The 21,977-nt window shown below is 62.6% G+C and carries 20 protein-coding genes; 7 read left to right on the top strand and 13 right to left on the bottom strand.

The window, feature by feature from the left end; genetic code table 11:
* Nucleotides 1-40 precede the first annotated feature (40 nt).
* The 6 genes from melA (RHE_RS24505) to melA (RHE_RS24480) all read right to left on the bottom strand — a co-directional run bounded on the left by melA (RHE_RS24505) (nucleotide 41) and on the right by melA (RHE_RS24480) (nucleotide 9,116).
* Nucleotides 41-1,411 carry an alpha-glucosidase/alpha-galactosidase gene (melA, locus tag RHE_RS24505; RefSeq protein ID WP_011427952.1) on the bottom strand — a complete coding sequence of 457 codons (1,371 nt, stop codon included), beginning with the start codon at nucleotides 1,409-1,411 and terminating at the stop codon, nucleotides 41-43.
* A 24-nt stretch (nucleotides 1,412-1,435) separates the two neighbouring features.
* The gene (locus RHE_RS24500) at nucleotides 1,436-3,103 is read right to left on the bottom strand and encodes an ABC transporter ATP-binding protein (protein ID WP_011427951.1); all 1,668 of its coding nucleotides are present in this window, start codon (nucleotides 3,101-3,103) and stop codon (nucleotides 1,436-1,438) included.
* Between the two features lie 10 nt (nucleotides 3,104-3,113).
* Nucleotides 3,114-4,250 (bottom strand): ABC transporter permease, encoded by a 1,137-nt coding sequence (locus RHE_RS24495; protein ID WP_011427950.1) that lies wholly within the window; start codon nucleotides 4,248-4,250, stop codon nucleotides 3,114-3,116.
* Between the two features lies 1 nt (nucleotide 4,251).
* A complete protein-coding gene (locus RHE_RS24490) occupies nucleotides 4,252-5,259 on the bottom strand; it encodes an ABC transporter permease (protein WP_011427949.1) in 1,008 nt (335 codons plus the stop codon).
* 178 nt (nucleotides 5,260-5,437) lie between these two features.
* On the bottom strand, nucleotides 5,438-7,525 hold the full coding sequence (locus RHE_RS24485) for an ABC transporter substrate-binding protein (RefSeq protein WP_041679054.1): 2,088 nt from the start codon (nucleotides 7,523-7,525) through the stop codon (nucleotides 5,438-5,440).
* A gap of 124 nt (nucleotides 7,526-7,649) precedes the next feature.
* Complete coding sequence (gene melA, locus RHE_RS24480; RefSeq protein WP_011427947.1) at nucleotides 7,650-9,116, bottom strand: alpha-glucosidase/alpha-galactosidase; 1,467 nt, start codon at nucleotides 9,114-9,116, stop codon at nucleotides 7,650-7,652.
* A gap of 244 nt (nucleotides 9,117-9,360) precedes the next feature.
* Between melA (RHE_RS24480) and RHE_RS24475 the strand changes: the two genes are divergently transcribed.
* The 5 genes from RHE_RS24475 to RHE_RS24455 all read left to right on the top strand — a co-directional run bounded on the left by RHE_RS24475 (nucleotide 9,361) and on the right by RHE_RS24455 (nucleotide 14,007).
* Complete coding sequence (locus RHE_RS24475) at nucleotides 9,361-10,203, top strand: AraC family transcriptional regulator (RefSeq protein WP_011427946.1); 843 nt, start codon at nucleotides 9,361-9,363, stop codon at nucleotides 10,201-10,203.
* Nucleotides 10,204-10,310: 107 nt separating this feature from the next.
* Nucleotides 10,311-10,646 (top strand): helix-turn-helix domain-containing protein, encoded by a 336-nt coding sequence (locus RHE_RS24470; RefSeq protein ID WP_011427945.1) that lies wholly within the window; start codon nucleotides 10,311-10,313, stop codon nucleotides 10,644-10,646.
* Nucleotides 10,647-10,907: a hypothetical protein gene (locus RHE_RS24465; RefSeq protein WP_011427944.1), complete on the top strand. Its 261-nt coding sequence runs from the start codon at nucleotides 10,647-10,649 to the stop codon at nucleotides 10,905-10,907.
* An 11-nt stretch (nucleotides 10,908-10,918) separates the two neighbouring features.
* Nucleotides 10,919-11,158 (top strand): hypothetical protein, encoded by a 240-nt coding sequence (locus tag RHE_RS24460; protein ID WP_042119829.1) that lies wholly within the window; start codon nucleotides 10,919-10,921, stop codon nucleotides 11,156-11,158.
* Nucleotides 11,159-11,445: 287 nt separating this feature from the next.
* The gene (locus RHE_RS24455; protein WP_011427942.1) at nucleotides 11,446-14,007 is read left to right on the top strand and encodes a GcvT family protein; all 2,562 of its coding nucleotides are present in this window, start codon (nucleotides 11,446-11,448) and stop codon (nucleotides 14,005-14,007) included.
* A 56-nt stretch (nucleotides 14,008-14,063) separates the two neighbouring features.
* Here RHE_RS24455 and RHE_RS24450 read toward each other — a convergent pair whose 3' ends face one another.
* The gene (locus tag RHE_RS24450; protein ID WP_011427941.1) at nucleotides 14,064-14,801 is read right to left on the bottom strand and encodes a phosphatase PAP2 family protein; all 738 of its coding nucleotides are present in this window, start codon (nucleotides 14,799-14,801) and stop codon (nucleotides 14,064-14,066) included.
* Between the two features lie 190 nt (nucleotides 14,802-14,991).
* On the opposite strand from RHE_RS24450, the gene RHE_RS24445 reads away from it, so the two are divergent.
* Nucleotides 14,992-15,534 carry a hypothetical protein gene (locus RHE_RS24445; RefSeq protein ID WP_011427940.1) on the top strand — a complete coding sequence of 181 codons (543 nt, stop codon included), beginning with the start codon at nucleotides 14,992-14,994 and terminating at the stop codon, nucleotides 15,532-15,534.
* A 13-nt stretch (nucleotides 15,535-15,547) separates the two neighbouring features.
* Here RHE_RS24445 and RHE_RS24440 read toward each other — a convergent pair whose 3' ends face one another.
* The 5 genes from RHE_RS24440 to RHE_RS24420 all read right to left on the bottom strand — a co-directional run bounded on the left by RHE_RS24440 (nucleotide 15,548) and on the right by RHE_RS24420 (nucleotide 20,232).
* Nucleotides 15,548-17,041 (bottom strand): HAL/PAL/TAL family ammonia-lyase, encoded by a 1,494-nt coding sequence (locus tag RHE_RS24440; RefSeq protein WP_011427939.1) that lies wholly within the window; start codon nucleotides 17,039-17,041, stop codon nucleotides 15,548-15,550.
* Entirely contained in the window at nucleotides 17,038-17,814 is a 777-nt protein-coding gene (locus tag RHE_RS24435; protein ID WP_011427938.1) for an ABC transporter ATP-binding protein, read from the bottom strand. The genes RHE_RS24440 and RHE_RS24435 overlap by 4 nt, the downstream gene beginning before the upstream one ends.
* Before the next feature lie 28 nt (nucleotides 17,815-17,842).
* Nucleotides 17,843-18,547: an ABC transporter permease gene (locus RHE_RS24430; RefSeq protein WP_011427937.1), complete on the bottom strand. Its 705-nt coding sequence runs from the start codon at nucleotides 18,545-18,547 to the stop codon at nucleotides 17,843-17,845.
* Between the two features lie 10 nt (nucleotides 18,548-18,557).
* Nucleotides 18,558-19,283: an ABC transporter permease gene (locus tag RHE_RS24425; protein ID WP_011427936.1), complete on the bottom strand. Its 726-nt coding sequence runs from the start codon at nucleotides 19,281-19,283 to the stop codon at nucleotides 18,558-18,560.
* Nucleotides 19,284-19,389: 106 nt separating this feature from the next.
* Complete coding sequence (locus RHE_RS24420) at nucleotides 19,390-20,232, bottom strand: transporter substrate-binding domain-containing protein (protein ID WP_011427935.1); 843 nt, start codon at nucleotides 20,230-20,232, stop codon at nucleotides 19,390-19,392.
* 191 nt (nucleotides 20,233-20,423) lie between these two features.
* On the opposite strand from RHE_RS24420, the gene hutC (RHE_RS24415) reads away from it, so the two are divergent.
* Nucleotides 20,424-21,179: a histidine utilization repressor gene (hutC, locus tag RHE_RS24415; RefSeq protein WP_011427934.1), complete on the top strand. Its 756-nt coding sequence runs from the start codon at nucleotides 20,424-20,426 to the stop codon at nucleotides 21,177-21,179.
* Nucleotides 21,180-21,211: 32 nt separating this feature from the next.
* On the opposite strand, the gene hutC (RHE_RS24410) is transcribed toward hutC (RHE_RS24415), so the two are convergent.
* Nucleotides 21,212-21,934, bottom strand: coding sequence for a histidine utilization repressor (gene hutC, locus RHE_RS24410; RefSeq protein WP_011427933.1), 723 nt, complete (start codon nucleotides 21,932-21,934; stop codon nucleotides 21,212-21,214).
* Nucleotides 21,935-21,977: the final 43 nt, after the last annotated feature.

The following is a 21,977-nucleotide window of genomic DNA, read 5'->3' as shown; positions in this document are numbered from 1 at the left end:
CCGCCGCGGGGCTTCTCGACGCCTCACCCGGGAGAGGGGATCAGGCGGCCTGGACTTTCTTCGATGTACGGGCCCATGCCGGCAGCCAGTCGCCATGGGTGGCGAGCAGGTCGTCGACCAGCGACCAGATCTGGTCGAGATCGAGTTCGGCGGCGGTGTGCGGGTCCATCATCGCGGCGTGGTAAATGTGCTCGCGATTTTCCGTCATCAGCGCCTGCACCGTCAGTTCCTGCACGTTGATATTGGTGCGGATCAGCGCCGTCAGCTGCGGCGGCAGGTCGCCGATGAAGGTCGGCTGGATGCCGGAGGCGTCGACCAGGCAGGGCACTTCGGCGGCGCAATTGGCGGGCAGCGAGGTGATGCAGCCATTGTTGCGGACATTGCCGTAGATGACGGAGGGTTCGCCGGTCCAGACCGAGTTGATGATCGAGGAGGCATATTCCTTCGACGGCGTCACCTCGATCTTGTCGGCGCTGCGGTAGGCCTCCGCCTGACCCTTCCAGCGCTCGATCTGCTCGATGCAGCGCTTCGGATATTCATCGAGCGGAATGCCGAATTTCTCGATCAGGTCCTCGCGCCCCTCCTTGATGAAATAGGGTGTGTATTCGGCGAAATGCTCCGAGCTTTCGGTGACGAAATAGCCGAGCCGCGTCAGCATCTCGTAGCGCACCTTGTTCGGGCAGCGCGGGTTCCAGCCGGGCTTCGGCGCCCTGCCCTCGCGATAGGCGCGCAGCAGATCGGGATAGAGGTTGCGGTAGGTGCCGTCGGCCTGGCGATGCTCGAATTTGAGATAGAAGGCCATGTGGTTGATGCCGGCGGCGCGGTAGCGGATTTCCTCGTAGGGAATGTCGAGATCGTGGGCGAGCTCCATCGCCGTGCCCTGCACCGAGTGGCAGAGGCCGACCTGGCGAATGGTCGGATATTTCTCCGCGATCGCCCAGGTGTTGATCGCCATCGGGTTGACATATTGCAGCATGATTGCCTCCGGGCAGACGGCGAGCATGTCCTCGCAGACCTTCCAGAGATGCGGCACGGTGCGCAGGCCCCGCATGATGCCGCCGACGCCGAGCGTATCGGCGATCGTCTGGCGCAGCCCGTATTTCTTCGGCACTTCGAAATCGGTGACCGTGCAGGGCTCATAGCCGCCGATCTGGAAAGCGACGACGACGAAATCGGCGCCTGATAGCGCGTTGCGCTGGTCGGAATAGGTCTCGGCCTTCGCTTTAACGCCGAGCGTCGAGATCAGCTTGTTGACGACGATGGCGCTTTCCTCAAGCCGCTGCGGATTGAGGTCCATCAAGGCGATCGTTGCGCCGGAAAGCGCCGGACGCTGCAACACGTCGCCGATGATGTTCTTCATGAAGACGGTGGAGCCAGCTCCGATGAACGTGATTTTGGGATTTGCAGCCATTATAACCTCCGGCATGCGGGTCAATCATGCTACCTCGAAAGCGGCTTTGACGAGCCGTTCGGTGTAGGCGGTCTTGGGATGGGTGAGAACTTCGTTGACCGGGCCTTCCTCGACGATCTTGCCATGCTGCATGACGATGACGCGGTGGCAGAGCGCCCTCACAACCTTGAGATCGTGGGAGATGAAGAGGTAGCTCAGGCCCCGCTCGTCCTGCAGCTTGCGCAACAGTTCGATGATCTGCGCCTGGACGGAAAGGTCGAGGGCCGATGTCGGCTCGTCGAGCAGGATGAATTCCGGCTCCAGCGCGATGGCGCGTGCAATGGCGATGCGCTGGCGCTGGCCGCCGGAAAATTCATGCGGGAAACGTGAGAGAATATTGCCGGGCATGCCGGCGGCAACAAGCGCCTCGCGCACCCGGTCCTGCCGTTCGCCGCGGGTCGCACCAAGTCGGTTGACGACGAGGCCTTCGTCGATGATCTGGCCGATCGTCATGCGCGGGTTGAGCGATGAGAACGGGTCCTGGAACACCACCTGCATGCGGGCGCGCAGCGGCCGCATCTCGGCCCGCGACAGCCCGTGGATCGGCTGGCGGTCGAAATGGATCTCGCCGGCCTGTGGCGTGTTCAGCCGCAGGATCGCCTGGCCGAAGGTGGTCTTGCCGGAGCCGGATTCGCCGACGAGGCCGAGCGTCTCGTGGCGGCGCAGCGTCAGGCTCAGACTGTCGACGGCAACGAGCTCGCGCATCTCCGGCTTCAGGAAAGTGCCGTGGCGCAGCATGAAGCCGACCCGCACGCCCTTGGCGTCGAGGATGATATCCGATCCTTCCGGCAGCGGATTGGCCTGGCCGCGCGGCTCGGAGGCGAGCAGGTGTTTGGTATAGGCGTGCTGCGGATTGGCAAACAGCGCTTCGGTGACATTGTGCTCGCGCACCTCGCCATGCTGCATCACATAGACATAGTCGGAGAACTGGCGCACGACCGTCAGGTCGTGGGTGATGAGGATGACGGCCATCCCCAGTTCCTTCTGCAGGTTGCGGATCAGATTGAGGATCTGCGCCTGCACGGTGACGTCGAGCGCCGTCGTCGGTTCGTCGGCGATCAGCACGTCGGGATCGTTGGCGAGCGCCATGGCAATCATCACACGCTGGCGCTGGCCGCCGGAAAGCTGATGCGGATATTGCCTCAGCCGCGCCGCCGGATCGGGGATCTGCACATGTTCGAGCAGTTCGAGCGCCCGCTTTTCCGCATCCCTGCGGCTCATCCGGCGATGCACGCGGATCGCCTCGACGATCTGGCTGCCGATCGTATAGATCGGGTTTAGCGAGCTCATCGGCTCCTGGAAGATCATCGAGATGCGGTCGCCGCGCAGCTTGCGGCGCGCCCGCTCGGAGAATTTCAGGATGTTGCTGCCGTCATAGGAGACGGTCGAATTGCCGGAGACGACGGCGCGCTTCGACAGCAGCCCCATCACCGTGCGCGCGGTCACCGATTTGCCGGAGCCGGATTCGCCGACGATGGCGATGGTCTCGCCACGATAGAGCTGGAAGGAGACGTCCTTGACGGCTTCGACCATGCCGTCCTCGACCTTGAAATTCACCGCGACATTGCGGGCGTCGATGATCGGCGTCTCCGAACGGCCATCATGATCGTGGCGGACGGGCGGGGCGAAGGAGTTGACCAGGGAAAGAGCCATATCAATCACCTCAATAGGGGTCGACTGCGTCGCGCAGTCCGTCGCCGAGGGCATTGAAGGCGAAGACGGTGACGAGCACGAAGCCGACGGGAGCGAGAATCCAGGGATAGGAGCCGATGACCGAATAGGTCGCCGTATCCTGCAGCATCAATCCCCAAGAGATCAGCGGCGGCTTGACGGCAAAACCCAAGAAACCGAGGAAGGATTCCAGGAGCACGACGCTCGGTATGTGCAGCGTCACCGCAACGATGACGTGGCTCATCACATTCGGGAAGATATGCTGGATGATGATGCGCTTGTCGGTGGCGCCGACGGCCATCGCCGCCCTGACATAATCGATGCGGGCAAGCGCTAAGGTCTTGCCGCGCACCTCGCGTGACATCTGCGCCCAGCCGAGCGCCGACATGACGAAGATGACGAAGGCGAGGAAGACATTGGTCGGCGCCGTCACCGGGATCAGCGAGGTCAAGGCGAGATAGAGCGGCAATTGCGGGAAGGCGAGCACCAGCTCGACGAAGCGCTGCAGCCAGACATCGAAGGTGCCGCCGAAATAACCGGAGACCATGCCGACCGTCGTGCCGATCAGGGTCACGATGAAGACGACTGTCAGCGCAATCATCAGCGAGATCCGCGAACCGATGATGGCGCGCGACAGCACGTCACGGCCGAACTTGTCGGTGCCGAGGAAGTGCACCGGCTGGCCGTCGGTCGAGCCGAAGAAGTGGCGGTCGGCCGGGATCAGGCCGAACAGCTTGTATTCGGCGCCCTTGACGAAGAAGCCGAGCAGCCTGGGATTGTCGTAATCCATGCCGACGATCGGCTGGAAGGTGACCGGGTCGAGCTCCTCGGAATCCGACAGCGCATAGACGCGCGGCTGGAAGACGAAATTGCCGTCCTTGTCATGGAAGCTCATCACCTGCGGCGGCGCAAAGCCGACATCGGTCGCCTTCGGGTCCATCGGCGCGAAGAAATCGGCAAAGACCGCCATCAGGATCAGGAGCCCGACCAGGATGAGCCCGGCCATGCCGGTCCAGGAGCGCCTGAGCCGGCGCCAGACCAGCGCCAGATAGCTCTCGCTTCCGTGCGACGGCTTCTTCACGGCAAGTTCGGTGGTCGGGGGCGTGGCGGACGAGTCGAAAGCAAGCATCTCAGGCTCCTCCGAATTGACGGACGCGCGGGTCGAGCAAGGCGAGCAGCATGTCGGCGATGATATTGCCGACGATCAGCGTTGCCGACAGCACCATCATGAAGGTGGCGGTGACATAGACGTCGCCGATCGCCATCGAGCCGACTATCGCCGGGCCGACGGTCGGCAGTGCGAAGATGATCGCGGTTTCGATCTCGCCGGTCAGCATGTAGGGCAGCACGACGCCCTGATACATCACGAGCGGATGCAGCGCGTTCGGCACGGCATGGCGCATCACCACGGCGCCGCCCGAAAGCCCTTTGGCCTTCGCCGTCTCGACATATTGGGCGTTCAGCGTGTCGAGCAGATTGCCGCGCATCACACGCATATTGTAGGCGAGCCCTCCGAAGGTGGCGATCGCCACGACTGGCCAGACATGCTGGACGAGATCGACGAATTTCGCCCAGGACCAGGGCGCCCCGCCATATTGCGGCGAAAAGAAGCTGCCGATCTCCGTCACGTTGAACTGGAAGACCAGGAGATAGACGATGATCAGCGCCATCAGGAAGCGCGGCACCGTCATGCCCAGGAAGGAAATGCCCGAAAGCACGCTGTCGATCCAGCTGTACTGACGCATCGCCGCCCAGATGCCGAAGCCGATGCCGAGCACCGAGGCGAAGATGTGGCAGACGAGCGCCAAAAGCAGGGTGCGCGGCAGGCGCTCGCCGACGACGTCGGCAACCGGCTTGTTGTAGAACATGCTGTAGCCGAAATCGCCGCGGGTGACGATGCCGCCGATCCAGTTGACGTATTGCACGACCATCGGCTTGTCGAGGCCGTGTTCGACCCGGTAAGCCTGCGCCTGGGCGTCGGCCTGGGCGTAGGAGGCGCCGCCCTGGTTGATCAGCTGCGATCTTATATAATCGGCATAGTCACCGGGCGGGGCCTGGATGATCGCGAAAGTCACCACGCTCAGAATGAAGAGAACGGGGATCGCGGAGGCTATGCGCACGAGCAGGAATCGCAACATCGGACGGTTCGCTTCTCTTTGCCGCCAGTCGCTCCTTGTCAGCGCGGCCGGCTTGTTGGTCATATCCGGCCGCGCGCGCCACGCGCGGCCGGAAGCTCATTTCAGCTGGGAGGGAACACTTCCCGCGCGCCGCATCACATGCGACGCGCTTTGGCTCTTTACTTGCTGATGCCATGCATCAGTTGGTCGGACCCTTGTCGCCGGGCTTGCCGGGCAGCTGCCCGGGGAACAGCTCATATTTGCCCTGCTTGTCGGCGGCGACCCACAGGCGTTCGCGAATGACCGAATCTTCAGCCCAGTTGAACATGAAGATCGGCGTGCCCTGGGGCACATTCGAGAAGCGCTTGTTGATGATCAGCGCCCCCGGATATTCCGTCAGACCAACCGTGTTGACGTGCTCGGTCGAGATCTTCTGATACTGCTTCATCAGATCGACGCGCTCGTCATTGTTCTGGCTCGTCGTGAACTTGTTGACGACGTCGACGAGTTCCTTTTCGAAGGGCATCAGATCGAGCTGATCATCCTTGCCGGCGCGGTGGTGCCAGCTGGTGCGCGGGCCGACCGGGGCGAGCTGCTCGGTATTCTGCACCACCGACGACAGCTCGGTCGTGTTGCGCTGGATCAGCCAGTCGAAGCGACCGGCATAATGGGCGTCGTCACGCTTGGCGCCGTCGAGCGCATTGATGACGATCTTGAGCCCGAGCTTTTCCATCTGGCCGACGACACCTTCGGCAAGGCTCTTGTCGGTCGTGTACTGATTGTTGATCAGCATGACGATTTCGACATTCTTGCCGCCGGCCGTGCCGGCCGGGAAGTTCACGATGCCGTCTCCGTCCGTATCCTTGAGCCCGGCCTTGGCGAGTTCTGCCTTGGCGCCCTTGAGATCGAAGGGATAGTAGACGCTGGAGTTGCGGTCGTAGAAGCTGGTGCCGGAAGAAAGCCCGCCCGGATAGATCGCCGTGAACGGCCCCTTGACCAGCGAGTCGCCGATCGCCTTTCGGTCGAGCGCCATGGTGACGGCCTTGCGGAAGTCCTCATTGCGGTTCAGTTCACGGATGGCCTGGCCGCGCTCATCCGGGTTGCCCCAGCCATTGGCGGAGAAGTTCATGCGCAGGTTATAGCCGATCAGGCGCGGCCCGAAGGCGAGACGAGCGGGCGCGGTCTTCTCGGCGGCGCGCTTCAGCGAGGCGACGAAGTTTTCCGGCTGCTCGAGGTTGGAAAAGTCGGCGGAGCCCGCCACCGCCTGCACGTCGCGGTCGGCCCAGGTCGAGAGCTTGTAGTGGAGCTCGTTCAGATAAGGCAGCTGATTGCCCTTCTCGTCCACCTTCCAGTAATAGGGGTTGCGGCGCAGCACGATGATGTCATCGGGGCGATATTCCACCGGGACCCAGGCGCCCATCACAGGCATGTTCATGTATTCCGGCGGGAAGGCGTTCTTGAACTGGTCGTAGGTGTTCTTCGAATATTTCGGATGCTGCGGTTTCAGGATATGCGACGGACCCGGGCAGAAGTTCGGGTAGGCCATCGTATAGAGATACTGTTTCGGGAAGGCCTCCTTGAAGGTCCATTCGACCGTGTAGTCGTCGATCTTCTTCAGCGTCGTGCCGACACCGAAAGCCTCGGGCGAAGCCCCGCCGCCGAGCGGCGAGACGTTCGGGTCGATCACTTCGTCGTCCCAGTAGAACATGATGTCATCGGCGTTGAACGGCGCGCCGTCCGACCACTTGGCGCCTTCGACCAGGTGCATGGTCAGCTTATGGCCGTCTTCGGACCAGTCCCAGCTCTTGGCGAGGTTCGGCAGCGGCTCAGTGTCCTGGGCTTTCACCTGGAACAGCGGCGCGGTGCGCGTGAGGCATTCGGACAGGCCGATGTCGATGCCGCCCCAGCCCTGCGTCTGGCCGGCGCCGTAGTTCCAGCCTTCCGGCCGGCCGCCGATGACGTGGCGCATCGTATCGCCGTAGACACCGATGCCGTCGGGCATATTGCCGGTCTTGAAGACCATCGGCTCTTTCGGCAGACGATCCTTGACGGGCGGAAGCTTGCCGGCGGAGACGAAATTCTTCGTCACCCAGTCGGGCTCGTGATATTCGGGCAGCGCCTTGAACTCCAGAATGGAGTCGCGCGCGACATAATTGATCTTGCCTTCGGCCGGAAATTCCGGCGGCACCGGCGGCACGGTGGGTTCGGAAGCATGGGCATGCAGCGCCAAGACCGAGACGCCGAGCGCCAGTCCGGCCAGAATGCCTGCTTTGCGGAAATTCATCATCGTTTCTCCCTCTTGTTCCGGAGCGCGGGGGCTGCCGGCTCCTTTCTCCTCGAACGGCGTGAAAGCGGGTTGATGTCATGGATTTCCCTCCCGGAAACCCATGACGACCCATCCCTCACAAAAATCAGACGGCCTGTCTCAGCGCCGCCTTTTCCGCGCGCAGCTCTTCGATCGAGCGGACGTTGCGGCGTGCGGCCCCTGCCCAGTCGCGGGTCTGCACCTTGGATTTCGACAGCCGCTCCTTGGCGGCCGGCACGGCATCGGCATATTGCGGCAACCAGCGCGCCTGGGCAACGACCATCTCGTCGACCATCTGCCAGACTTCCTCGGGCGTCGAGACGGCGCCGACCAGCGGATCGTGCAGCACGGCAAGCTTCAACAGGTCGATGTCGCCCGATATGGCGGCATGCACCGACATGCGCTGGACGTTGATCGAGGCGATGCAGGTCGCCGCACAGGCTTCCGGCAGGGTGACGCCTGAGACCATGTTAATGCCGAAGCGATCGACGAAGCCGGGCGATTCGATGATCGCATCGGCTGGCAGGTTGGTGATGACGCCGTTGTTCTTGACGTTGAAATGGCCGCGATAGACCCGGTTGGTCTCCAGCCCTTCCAGAATATGGCTCGCATGTTCGTTGGAACGCTTGGCGGGATCGATCGGCTTGGAGGCAGATTCGAGGAACTGCGGGAATTCCGTCTCGAACCAGTTGCGCGTCTCGGTGGAGTGGCGGAGATAGCCGCCGGTCTCGCCGTGGATCCAATCGGACATGTCGATCCAGCGGGTGATTTCTTCCGGCCGCTTGCGGTACCAGGGCAGGTATTCGGAGAGGTGGCCGTTGCTTTCGGTGGAATAGACGCCGAAGCGCTTCAGCACGTCGATGCGCAGTTTCTCCTGCTGCGAATAAACAGGATGTGCCTCGAAGGCGGCGACCAGTTCGTCCTTACCGATCTTACGGCCGTTGAGGCGCAGATCGATGAACCAGGTCTGGTGGTTGATGCCGGAGCAGATATAGTCGAGCTCGCGCACCGACTTGGCGCCGAGCACTTCCGCTATCTGTTCGGCCCCGTGCTGGACACCATGGCAGAGGCCAACGGTGTCGACCTTGCCATATTCGATCGCCGCCCAGGTGTTCATTGCCATCGGATTGGCATAGTTCAGGAATTTCGCGCCGGGCTCGGCGACCTCCCTGATATCTTTGCAGAAATCGAGAATGACGGGGATGTTGCGCTGGCCGTAGAGAATGCCGCCGGCGCAGATCGTATCGCCGACGCACTGGTCGATGCCGTATTTCAGCGGAATTCTGATATCGTCGGCATAGGCCTCGAGCCCGCCAACGCGGACACAGCTGATGATATAGCGCGCGCCTTCCAGCGCCTGGCGCCGGTTGGTGGTCGCCGTTACCTTGGTCGGCAGCTTGTTCGACTCGACGATGCGGTCGAGGATCGCCTTGATCATTTCGAGATTGTGTTCGCTGAGATCGGTCAGCGCGAATTCGACGTCGCGGAACTCCGGAACGCACAATATGTCGGTGAACAGCTTCTTGGTGAAACCGACGCTGCCCGCACCGATGATAGCGATTTTGAAACTCATGATCTTCACCTCGACCCGATGGAATGCTAGAGAAAATATGGTTGTGAGGGATCAGGCCGCATGCCGGCGCATGTGGTTGAAAGAGCCGTAAAACCTGCCTGTTTTCCTCCCGGCCGCTGTATCGGCCGCGTTCTCCTCGTTTTGTTGAGCGGGATTATGCCCAAATTCGGCAGGCCGACCAGAGAAGGATTATGCTTTCAGGGGTAATTTTGTGCTGCAGGATTTGATCGCCAACGGACAGTCGATGAGGACGGTTTCGCTGCCCCGCGGACGCCAGCGTCTGCACGCCATGCCGACCAGCGCCGGCTACGAAGTGCGGGAGAACGAGACCTATGACTGGGACGGCCGAAAACGCGGCCAGACCCCGTTCACCGTGCTGCAGCACACGATCAGCGGCAGCGGCCGGCTACGCTATTTGAATCGCAATTATCGCCTTCAGGGCGGCGACACGCTGCTGGTGCTCGTGCCGCACAATCACCGCTACTGGCTCGAGAAGGGCGAGCGCTGGGAGTATTTCTGGATCTCGATGAATGGCGAGGAGACGCTGCGCATTCATCAGCTGGTGCTCTCCACCGCCGGCCCGGTCTTGAAGCTGCAGCCTGCGACTATCGATCATCTCGCCGATTGCAGCCTGCGCCTCGTCAAGGGCGCGGCCTCACCGGGTGCGGCCTCGGCAATCGCCTATGAAGCGGCGATGGCGCTTTATGACGACGTCTTCAACTCACCGGCCTTTGCCGCCGAGCTCAGCCTGATGCAGCCGGTGATCGACCATATCAACGCCAATCTCGACAAGCCGCTGCCGGTCAGCGAGCTCGCCGCCATCGTCGGCCTCAGCCGCGCCCATTTCTCCCGCAGCTTCGCCGAAAGCGAGGGCGTGCCGCCGGCCGAATTCGTGCTGCAGCAGCGGCTGCAGCGCGCCGTCAAGTTGCTGACCAAGGCGGACTTCCTGCCGGTCAAGGAAGTCGCCATCATGTGCGGCTTCGAGGACGCCAATTATTTCTCGAAGGTCTTCCGCCGCGTTTACGGCACCAATCCCACCGAATTCCGCACGACCGGCATGTATGCCAGCATCGGCCGGCCGAAATAGCGTCGCAAGAGAGGCAGCCAGGCGATCTTCAGTCGGCAGCACCGGCTTGCTTTCGACGCCCGCGGGCACATCTTCAATGCTGACCCGGGCCAACGATTGGAGTTCCAATGCAAGGCGGTTCTTCGTGTCTATCTCCAGCCCAGTGCCGTGCCGCGCGTGCTCTCATCGCCTGGTCAAAGAAGGATCTGTCCGCAGCCTCCGAGGTAACCAAAGCGACGATTGCCGGCTTCGAGGCCGAGAGGCTTTTTCCGGACGAGCGAACGCTGCGGCATGTCAAGCGCGCCCTGGAAGACGCCGGCGTGCTTTTCATCCCGGAAAATGGCGGCGGCGCCGGCGTTCGCTTGGCAAAACCGGCATCGGCTTCTATAGACACTGACGAGACCGAGACGGTTCAATATGAAGAATATCTCAAAAACGACGCCCCTCCCGGCGCTGGCGGATGAATGACGAAGAAGCAGAAGCCTGAGCACTCGGAACTGGCCGGAGAATTCACCGACGACGGCATCACCGTGCTTGTCGATATCTTTCGAACCGCCGGCAGCAACGAAGACTGGACGATGGAAGTCGTCACCCAGTCGGAAGACCTGATCCGCTGGGACGAGCCCTTTGCGACCGACCGGGAGGCCTTCGACGAATTCCTGGCGGTGGTGGCGCGCGACGGCATCCGGTCCTTTCTCGAAGATGAAGAACCTTCCGTGCATTGAGGGGCAGCCCCGTGAAAAGCATCAATGATCTCGTCGCCTCGGCGAAAACCGTCTGCGACCGATACCGGGCCGGGCGGATGGAGCGCGAGACCGTGCGCGAATGGGTCCTCGGACTGGGCGCCTATCCATCGCCGCATGGGGAGCGCGTGCGCGAAGCGATGGAATGGTTCCGCCTGCACAGTCGCGAGCCTGTTTCCGAAGAAATCGTGCGCGTCGATATCGACCGGCTCCAGGCGATTTCCGTGCCGTGACGGGCGCGCAGGCATGAGAGGTTGGCGCTCGCCTTCGTGGGAATTGCTCCGGCCTCGCTGCCGACTGGCGTAATTGCGCCGTTACTCGGCGGCGTAGGACCAATGACGATCTTGAGCCTTATGCATAATAGTCCTATCGGAGCTTCCATGCGGAGGAACTGGGGGCCGCAGCTTCGGCAAATGTGGCACCCTTACGAGGCGGCATGGCTCCTGCATCCCGCGCGCGAAGCATCAGCCAAGCGCGGCTGGGTCATTTTTAGTTCGTGCGATTGTAGAAGGAACAGCACGTGGCAGCATTTCCGGAAAAGGCAAAGGTCGTCATCATCGGGCTCGGCGGTATCGTCGGCGCCTCCATCGCTCACCATCTCGTCGAGCGCGGATGGGACGATATCGTCGGCATCGACAAGTCGGGCATACCGACCGATATCGGCTCCACAGCCCACGCCTCGGACTTCTGTTACACCACCAGCCACGATTATCTGTCGGTCTGGACGACGCAATATTCGATCGATTTCTACGAGAAGATGGGCCATTACGCCCGCATCGGCGGCCTCGAAGTCGCGCGCACCGGCGATCATGCCTGGATGGAGGAAATCAAGCGCAAGCTTTCCTCGGCCCGCGCCTTCGGCACGCGCGCCCATTATGTCAGCCCCTCCGAGATAAAGGAGAAATTCCCGCTGATCGAGGAAGATCAGGTGATGGGCGGCCTTTACGATCCGGATGCCGGCCTTGTCATTCCACGCTCGCAGACCGTTGCCGGCAAGCTGGTCGATGCCGCCGAAAAGGCCGGCAAGCTCAAGGTGTTCGGCAACACCCCGGCGAAGTCGCTGATCGTCGAAGGTGGCCGCATCAAGGGCGTCGTCACTCATCGCGGCACTATCATGGCCGACCACGTCATCGTCTGTGCCGGCCTCTGGGGCCGCCTGATCGCCGAGATGGTCGGCGAAGACCTGCCGGTCATGCCGGTCGACCACCCGCTCACCTTCTTCGGTCCCTATAACGAGTTTGAAGGCACCGGCAAGGAAATCGGCTTCCCGCTGCTGCGCGACCAGGGCAACTCCGCCTATATGCGCGATACCGGCGACCCGGCGACGACCGAAGGTGGCCAGATCGAGTGGGGCTATTACGAAGCCACCAATCCGCGCATGTGCCATCCGCGCGAGCTTCTGGAAAAGCACGAAGCCCGTCTTTCGCCCTCGCAGCGCGACCTCGAGATGGAACAGATCATCGAGCCGCTCGAACGCGCCATGGAACTGACGCCGATCCTTGGCGAACTCGGCTATAACGAAGGTCACTCCTTCAACGGCCTGCTGCAGGTTTCCGCCGCCGGCGGCCCGTCCTGCGGCGAGAGCCAGAAGGTGCGCGGCCTCTGGTACTGCGTCGCCATCTGGGTCAAGGACGGCCCCGGCTACGGCAAGCTGATCGCCGACTGGATGACCGACGGCCGGACCGAAATCGACCACAACAGCATCGATTATTCCCGCTTCTATCCGCATCAGCTGACGGAAGAATTCATCGAGGGCCGCTGCTTCGAAGCCGCCCAGAAAATCTATTTCCCGGCTGTTCACACCCGCGAACCCTATGCCTCCGCCCGCAACGTCAAGCGCTCGCCCTTCTACGAACGCGAAAAGGAGCTGGGCGGCTACTTCATGGAGCTCGGCGGCTGGGAGCGTGCGCATGGCTACGCCGCCAACGAGCACCTTCTGGAAAAATACGGCGACCGCGTGCCGGTCCGCGAGAACGAATGGGACAGCCGTCATTTCTGGCGCGTCTCGAATGCCGAGCATCTGGCGATGAGCGAGGATTGCGGCATCGTCAATCTCAGCCACTTCCACATGGTCGATATCGAAGGACCTGACCATGTCGAGCTGATGGAATGGCTGTGCGCCGCCAAGGTCGGCGGCGATGCCAATATTGGCAAGGGCATTTACACCCACTTCCTCGACGACGAAGGCATGGTGCGCGCCGACTTCACCGTCTTCCGCATGGCCGACCGCTGCCGTCTCGTCAACGGCGCCGATGCCGGCCCGCGTGACCTGCACTATATGAGGCGCGTCGCCCAGGATCGTGGCCTCGACGTGACGATCACCGATGTCTCGGAGAAATACATCACCATCGGCATCTGGGGACCGAATGCCCGCGAGACGCTGAAGAAGGTCGTTGCCGACCCGGCTGGTCTCGATCAGGAAAACTTCGCCTTCGCGGCGATCAAGCCGATCGAAATCGCCGGCAAGACAGTCACTGCCTTCCGCATCTCCTATGTCGGCGAGCAGGGCTGGGAGCTGCACATGAAGTACGAAGACGGCCTCGCCGTCTGGGATGCGCTGCGCTCGACCGGGGTGATGGCCTTCGGTGTCGAGACCTATGCAAACTCGCGCCGCATGGAAAAGAGCCTGCGCCTGCAGAACGCCGACCTCCTGACCCAGTACAACCTGATCGAAGCCGATCTCGCCCGTCCGAAGGTCAAGGAAGCCGATTTCCGCGGCAAGGCGAAACATCTCGAATACAAGGCGCGCGAGCATCAGCCGGCCATGCTCTGCACGCTGGTGATGACCGAGAATACCGACAAATCAGGCGTCAAGCGCTATCCCGTCGGCAATATGCCGGTCGTCGATCCCGAGACCGGAGAGGTTCTGGTCGACGAACTCGGCCGCCGCTCCTACACGACCTCGGTCGCCTACGGCCCGACGGTCGGCAAGAACATCGCTTTGGCCTATCTGCCCTGGTCCTATTGCCAGGTCGGCCGCAAGCTGAATGTCGAGTATTTCGCCGAGACCTATCCGGTGGAGGTCGTCGGCGTCGGCTACAAGCCGATCTACGACCCGGAAAACCTTAAGCCGCGCACCTAAGCGGTGAAACTCTCGTGGCGCCCACCGGGCGCCACAGTCTTTTTACGCGATGTGCGCTAGTTGCCGTCGCGATCGTCACCTTCGGCGCCATTGTCCGGCGCTCTGCTCGGAACGAACCGTTTCGAGATCAGCCAGCAGCCGAGCGCCCACAGCGCACCGGCGCACCACCCGGCGAAGACATCCGTCGGGTAGTGGACGCCGAGATAGATCCGGCTCAGACCGATGATGACGGCGAGGAAAACGCCGGCCCCCATGACGAAGATCCGGGTCGAGCGGTAACGCTGTGTGCGCGCTACCAACGCCCCGAGCGTCAGATAGGTGACCGCCGAGACCATCGCGTGTCCGGAGGGGAAGCTGAGATCGCTGACCTCGATCAGATGCGGCACGACATCGGGACGCGGCCGTGCAATCAGGATTTTCAGCAGCGTGCTGGCCAGCCAGCCTGTTAGTACCGAGGAAAAGACGAAGAGGGCAATCGGCCATCGCCGGTCGAGCAGCAGATAGATGGTGATGAGGCCGGTTAGCAGCGACAGGACGGTGACGCCGCCGAGACTGGTGATGTCGTCGACGGCATGCGTCAGCCAGGCGGGACCGATCGGCACGGCGAGATCATTCGCCCGCCGCAGCGCCAGCAGGATCGCCTCATCGAAACGAAAGGTCTCGCCTTCGAGAACCTCGCTCGTCAGCCGCTGCAGCACGAACAGCCCGCCGGCGATCGATGCCATGGTGATCAAAGTCAGCGGCTCATATGCGCCGAGCCTCGCCCAAATTCCGCGTCGTTGAACCTCGCTCATGCCTGGCGTCGAACTCCCTTCTTATCACGCATTCCCCGCCAGATCGGCAAGCTGAGCCGCAAATTCAAGACCTTGCGACACTTGCGGCACGTACATAAAGGGCATCCGCCGCCCGTCCCCGCGGCTCGGTAGCAAAAGCTCAACCTTCTTTTGCTATCGCTGGAGCAATTGCCCTGGAGAGGTTTCGGCGATGAAAATTCTGACCGCGATGGTTCTGATGGCAGCCGTCCTGCCGCCGGTCTCGGCCTTCGGCGAGACCGAATGGATGGGCGGCGCGAGACAATGGTCGGTCGGCTTTGCCAGCGAACACCCTGCCTACTGCCGGCTGGTGTGGGACAGCGAACTGGGCAAGACGATGGAATTCCGCCAGAGCGGCACCGAAACCTTCTGGCTGGTCTCGAAGAACACGTGGGACATTCCCTCCGGCACCACGACCGAGGTGACGCTGACAGATCGAGCGGCAACGAAGGTGGTCGCCGCCGAATTCTTCGACAAGAACACGCTTCGCCTCTGGCCGAAAGGCAGCAAGGGCAGCGCCGGCCTAAAGAAGATCATCAAGAATTCCTTTGCTGGAACGCCCGACGTACAATTGACCTTTGCCGGCGACGAAGGCGACTGGACGCTGCCGCTATCAAGGGTCGACCAGCTCTATCCCACCTTCGCCCAATGCCTCAAACGGCTCGAGGCCAGCGAGCCGGCCAAGCAGGATTCGCCGACCAGCAAACCTTTCTGATCGCCTGTCCTGTTCACCTGACCGGTGGCGGCGCGGTCTCGCGGATCAGACTGCGCACCACCTCGATATCGCCGTTCAGCGGCCGTTCGTCGCCATAATGAGACACATGTTCACGCACGGCTTGATGGACGAGATCCGTGCCCACCGCCCGCGCCGCCGTCGCTGCCAGGAAATCATGCGCCTGCGCCGCGGCCATCAGCTCGATCGCCAGGATATATTCGGCATTGTCGATGACGGTGAGCAGCTTGCCGGCGGCGGCTGTCGGATGGGCGAGGAAATCCTCCTGCAGACCAGAGGTCAGGCCGCCGTCCAGGGCCGCCGGTGCCGCCAGCCGGCGGTTTTCGTTGCTGAGCGCGGCGGCGCTATATTGAGCGATCATGAAGCCGGAGTGACTGCCGGCATCGCTTGCCAGGAACGGCGGCAAGCCGCTCACCAGCGGGTTGACCAGCCGGTCCATGCGCCGTTCGCTGATCGCGCCGATCTGCGCCACCGCAATGGCGAGGCTGTCGGCGGCCTGCCCGAGCGCCGGGGCGACCGCATGCGCCTCGGAGGAGACGACAGGCTGTTCCGGCGTGCCTGACACAGCCGGGTTGTCCGTTACCGAGGCAAGTTCCTGATCGGTGATGCGGGCGGAATTGTCGAAAACATCACGGGCGGCGCCATGGGCATGCGGCACAGAGCGAAGGCTGAGCGCATCCTGAGTGCGCCGGCCCAGGGCGGCGGCGACGAGGCCGCTACCGGCAAGACGTGCCCGGAGCGCGGCGCCGACCTTTTCAATTCCCGGCGACGGGCGCAACGCCAGCACCGCCTCGTCGAAGGCAGCGATCTGGCAGCCTGCCGCCTCCAGCGTCAGCGCCGCGATGGCATCGGCCCAGTCGAGCAGCCGCTCGGCGCGGGAGAGCGCCAAGGCCGTCAGGCCGGTGGCGCAAGCCGTGCCGTTAACGAGGCTCAGGCCTTCCTTTGCGCCGAGAACCAGCGGCTGAAGACCGATCGCCGCCAGCGCTTCACGGCCGCTCATGCGCAGGCCAGCAAGCGTCGCGCTGCCTTCGCCGATCAGCACAAGCGCGGTATGGGCATTGTGGGTGAGATAACCGGCCGAGCCTTTCGACGGCACGTCGGGAATGCAATCATGCTCAAGCAAGGCGGCGAGATGCGCGACGATCTCGCGGCGCACGCCGGAATGGCCGTGAGCGAAGTTGGCAATCTGGGCGGCGATAATGGCGCGCACCTCGCGAGCAGCGAGCAGCGGCCCGACGCCGCAGGCATGGCTGAGCACGATGCTGCGCGACAACAGGCTCTGCGAGGCGCGATCGACCACGGTATCAGCGAGCGCGCCGACGCCGGTATTGACGCCATAGGCGCGCACGCCGGTCTCGACGATGCGCTCGACGATGCGGCTTGCCTGCTCGACCCGCGCCCAGGCGGCCGGCGACAGCGCAAGTGCTTCGCCCGCCCCGGCGCGCGCGACGTCGCGCCAGGTCAGCATTTGATCGATGATGACCGTCATTGGCCTGTTCCGAAATGGCCGATGAACTGGCGGAAGGCCGGCGAGGCGCCGCTGCCGAACATCTCGTCCGGCTTGCCGCTGCTTTCGACCAATCCTTCGCGCATGAAGACGACGCGGTTGGAGACGTTGCGGGCAAAGCTCATCTCATGGGTGACGACGAGCATGGTCATGCCTTCCTCGGCAAGCGCGCGCATGACGCGCAACACCTCGCCGACCAGTTCCGGATCGAGCGCGGATGTCGGCTCGTCGAAGAGCATGACCTTCGGCTTCATCGCCAAAGCGCGGGCGATCGCGGCGCGCTGCTGCTGGCCGCCGGAGAGATGGGCGGGATAGGCGTGGCGCTTGTCCGCGATGCCGACCTTTTCGAGCAGCGCTTCGGCCTCGGCGATGCAGTCGGCGCGCGGCCGCTTCAGCACATGGATCGGCCCTTCGATGACGTTCTGCAGGATCGTCATATGGGACCAGAGATTGAAGGACTGGAACACCATGCCGAGTTCGGATCTTATATGGTCCACCTGCTTCTGGCTGGCCGGCCTTGTCTTGCCGTTCTTGTGAACCATCTCGATGTGTTCGCCATCGACCCAGATCTCACCGTCGCTGGCGGTTTCCAGCAGGTTGATGCAGCGCAGAAAGGTCGATTTGCCGGAGCCGGAGGCGCCGAGCAGCGAAATCACGTCGCCGTCCTCGGCGTCGAGGGAAATGCCGCGCAGCACTTCGTGCGTGCCGAAGCTCTTGCGGATATTGCGGACCGAAAGTCGGGTTACGCCTGGCATGGTTGCTCCAATCGAAATCAGGTTCCGCTTACGCCTTCAGCGCCTGCGGGATCGCGCGGCGGTGTCGGGACAGCGAATATTCGAGCAGGGCCATGCCCTGCAGGATGATGAAGTTGAGGACGAGATAGATGATCGCCGCGCAGAGGAAGACTTCCATGGTGCGATAGGTCTGCGAGATCAGCCGCTGGGCCACACCGGTGACCTCCCAGACGGTGACGAGGCTTGCGAGCGCCGTCGATTTCATCATCAGCACGATCTCGGTGGAATAGGCCGGCAGCGCGTGGCGAAAGGCGATCGGCGCCAAGATGCGGCGCACCAGCAGGAAGCCGGACATGCCGATCGAGCGCGCCGCCTCGATCTCCTTCGGCGAAACGGCGCGGATGCCGCCGCGGAAGATCTCCGCTGTGTAACCGGCGGTACAGAGCGCCAGCGACAGGATGGCGCAGACCATCGGCTCGCGCAGGAACGGCCAGAGGAAGGAATAGCGGATGACGCCGAACTGACCGAGGCCGTAAAAGACCAGGAACATCTGGATCAACAGCGGCGAGCCACGGAAGACGAAGATATAGCCCTTGGCGAATCCCGACAGATAGCGGTTGCCGCTGACCCGCATCGTCACGATGACCAGCGCCAGCAGGCCGCCGAAGAAGATCGACAGCGAAAACAGGATCAGCGTCGTCGGCACCGCCTTCAGCAGCGTCACCATGGTCGAAGCGAGAAAGGTGAAATCCATCGTCGCCCCCTTACGCCTGGCCCATGGCGGAGGCCGGCATGCTGCGATTGGCGCGGCGCTCCGCCCCGTTGAAGATGCGGTCGGAAAGGCTGGTCAGGATCAGATAGAGGCAGCCGCCGGCAATGAAGAACAGGAAATATTGCCGGGTCGAGCCGGCCGCGACCTGGCTGGTGCGCATCAGCTCGGCAAGGCCGGTGACCGAGATCAGCGCCGAATCCTTGAGGCTGAGCTGCCAGACATTGCCGAGACCGGGAATGGCGAAGCGAAGCACCTGCGGGATGATGATGCGGCGGAAGCGCATGCCGCGATGCATGCCGATTGCGGACGCTGCTTCGAGCTCACCCTTGGAGATCGCCAGATAAGCGCCGCGGAACACCTCCGCCTGATAGGAGCCGGAGATGATGCCGACGGCAAGCGCGCCGGCGGCGAAGGACGGCAGCCCGAGAAACCCCTCGTAGCCCATCGCCTTGCCGATCGAAGTGACGGCGGAGGAACCGCCGAAATAGATGAGATAGATGATCAGCAGTTCCGGCACGCCGCGAAACACGGTCGTATAGACATTGCCGAAGGCGACGAGGAGAGGATTGCCGGAAAGCTTCGCGCCCGCGACGATCACGCCAAGCACCGCGCCGATCGCCAGCGCCGTCGCGGTGACGGCGAGCGTCATCAAGGCGGCGAGAATGAGCAGCGCGCCCCATCCCGTCGAGCCGAAGCCAAGCAGTTCCAAGCTTGCCATAGCGTCCGTTCCCCGTCCGTGGCAGTGTTTTATTGATCGAGAATAACACGCGGTCTCCGGCGATAAAGCCGGAGACCGGCGCCTGCGGGCCAAAGGGCCGAAGCGCTTACTGCTGCGGGCTGACGTCGACCTTGAACCACTTCATCGAAAGGTTCTTGACGGTGCCGTCGGCGAGCGCCGACTTGATCGCCACGTTGAACTTGTCGCGCAGATCGGTATCGGCCTTGCGGATGCCGAGGCCTTCGCCCTCGCCCCAGATCGAGCCGACGATCTCCGGACCGGTGAAGTCGAGCGCGCCATTGGCGGCCTGGAAGGCATTGGCGAAATAGACGGCGTCGTCGAAGCCGAGGTCGATGCGGCCATTCTGCAGGTCGAGATCGCGGTCGGCACCGGTCTTGTATTCGCGGATCTCGGCAATATCGCCGAAATTGTCATAGACGAACTTGGCGTAAACGGTCGCCGCCTGGATGCCGATCGTCTTGCCCTTGAAGGCCTCCTTCAGCGCGTCGATCTCCTTCACGCCGGTCTGGCCGGGCGTCATCTTGATCGTGGCGCCGGTGCCGGCCGCTTTCGCCAGCGGGCTGTCCTTGGCGGTGGCGAAGGCGGCAGGCGTGGCGGCATAGGGAATGGTGAAATCGATCACCTGCCTGCGCTCCTCAGTGATCGACAGCGCATCCATGATGACGTCGAACTTGCCGGCATTGAGCGCCGGGATCATGCCGTCCCAGTCGGAGGCGACCAGCGTGCATTCGATCTTGGCGCGTTCGCAAAGCACCTTGGCAAGCTCCGGCTCGAAGCCGCCGAGCGTGCCGTCGGCATTGGTAAGATTCCACGGCGCATAGGCGCCTTCAAGCGTGATGGTCGCCTTCGTCCAGTCCTTGGCAAAGGCAGGTGCTGCGAAGGCGGAAAGAGCGGCAGCGCCGCAAAACAGGATTGTGCTGAATTTCATTGATGAATTCTCCTCTGGAGTTGAAACAGACCTTGCGGCACCGCCGATCTCCGCCGGCTTGCCCATTCCGTCCTATTTCTGCAAGGAGGACCGATTGGGAGGTTGTATATGGTACCATATGAGATATTTTGTGATATGCAAGAGAAAACTCGATTATGTGGCAAATTGCATCCGTGCAAAAGGAATAGGCAATGAAGCGTTCCGGCGAGATGAAGCGCGACCTGGTTGGGAATGACAGCACGCCGCTTTATGCCGGCGTCAAACAGGTCATCCTCGATCGAATCCACAGTGGCGAATGGCCGCCGAAGTACCGCGTGCCGTCCGAGAACGAGCTGGTCGTCGAACTCGGCGTCAGCAAGATGACCGCCAACCGGGCACTGCGCGAACTCGCCAATGAAGGCGAGCTCGTCCGCATTCAGGGCATCGGCTCTTTCGTCGCCGAGCGCAAGGGCTATTCGGCGCTGTTCGAGGTCCGCAACATCGCCGAGGAGATCGCCGAGCGCGGCCATATTCACGAGGCCTCCGTCATCGTTCTCGCCCGGGAAACGGCCTCTCCGGAAGTAGCCGACGCCCTCGAACTCGAGATCGGCGCCGCCGTTTTCCACTCGTTGATCGTCCACAGCGAAAACGGCGTCCCCGTGCAGATCGAGGACCGTTTCGTCCATCCCGAAGCCGCTCCGGAATATCTCGAGCAGGATTTCACGACGCTAACGCCGAACGCCTATCTGACGGCCGCGGCGCCGCTCAGCGGCTCGGAGCACGTCGTCGAGGCGGCGATGCCGCAGGCTTGGGAATGCAAGCTCTTGACTATCCTGAAAACCGAACCGTGCCTGACGATCCGCCGGCGAACCTGGTCGGCAAAACAGGTGGTCTCGACCGCCCGCCTCGTCTACCCCGGCTACCGTTACCGGCTGGAGGCGCGCAGCGGCAAGATGTTCGAAGAGTAAAACACCGGTTCGCTTGTATATGGAACCAGCGGCTATTGTGACGCCGGCGTAAAACGCGCCACCAGCGCATGACGATCGCCGGGATAGGTGAAGCGCACATGCGTGACCGGGCCGGCGCCGCTCCAGGTGCGGCGCTCGACCACGAGGCAGGCGGTGTTGCGGGCAATATCAAGGGCAGCCGCCACCTCTGCACTGGCCGAAATGGCATGAATTCTGTGTTCGGCCGCGCTCCACGGCACCTGGTTCAGCAGCCACGGCCCCGGTGCTACCGAGCCGAAATCGGCATCGGCCGCCTCCGGCACGGTCGCAAGGCTGATCAGCCTCTCCTCCAGGCAGAATGGCCGCGCGCCGGCATTATGGATGCAGATGACCTCGAGCACCGGGGAGGCCGCCGGCAGCTCCAGCCGGAGGCTGTCTTCCGCCTTTGCCTTGCGGCTCGCCTGCTTCGACACCGCATAGGAATAGGGCAGGTTCAGCGACTGGACCTCGGCCTTGATGTCGTGGATTTCGAGAACGGCCGATTGCGCCTGCGGCTGGGTAACGAAGCTGCCGGACTTCTTGCGGCGTTCGATCAGCCCGGCCTTGGCGAGCTGGGTCAGCACCTTGTTCACGGTCATGCGCGAGCAATCATACTGCGTCGCGAGATCGACCTCGAAGGGAATGCGGTGCCCCGGCGGCCATTCGCCAGAGACGATACGACCCTCGATCTCGCCCAGGATGCGCTGGTGCAAGGTGGGATCCCTGCTTTGGTTCATCGCCACGTTCCGATTGGTCTCCCGATCTAGTGCCAATACCCAG

This window comes from Rhizobium etli CFN 42 (assembly GCF_000092045.1).
GTDB lineage: Bacteria > Pseudomonadota > Alphaproteobacteria > Rhizobiales > Rhizobiaceae > Rhizobium > Rhizobium etli.
Note: the sequence above shows the minus strand (reverse complement) of the source record. Positions and strands in the feature narration are given on the sequence as shown.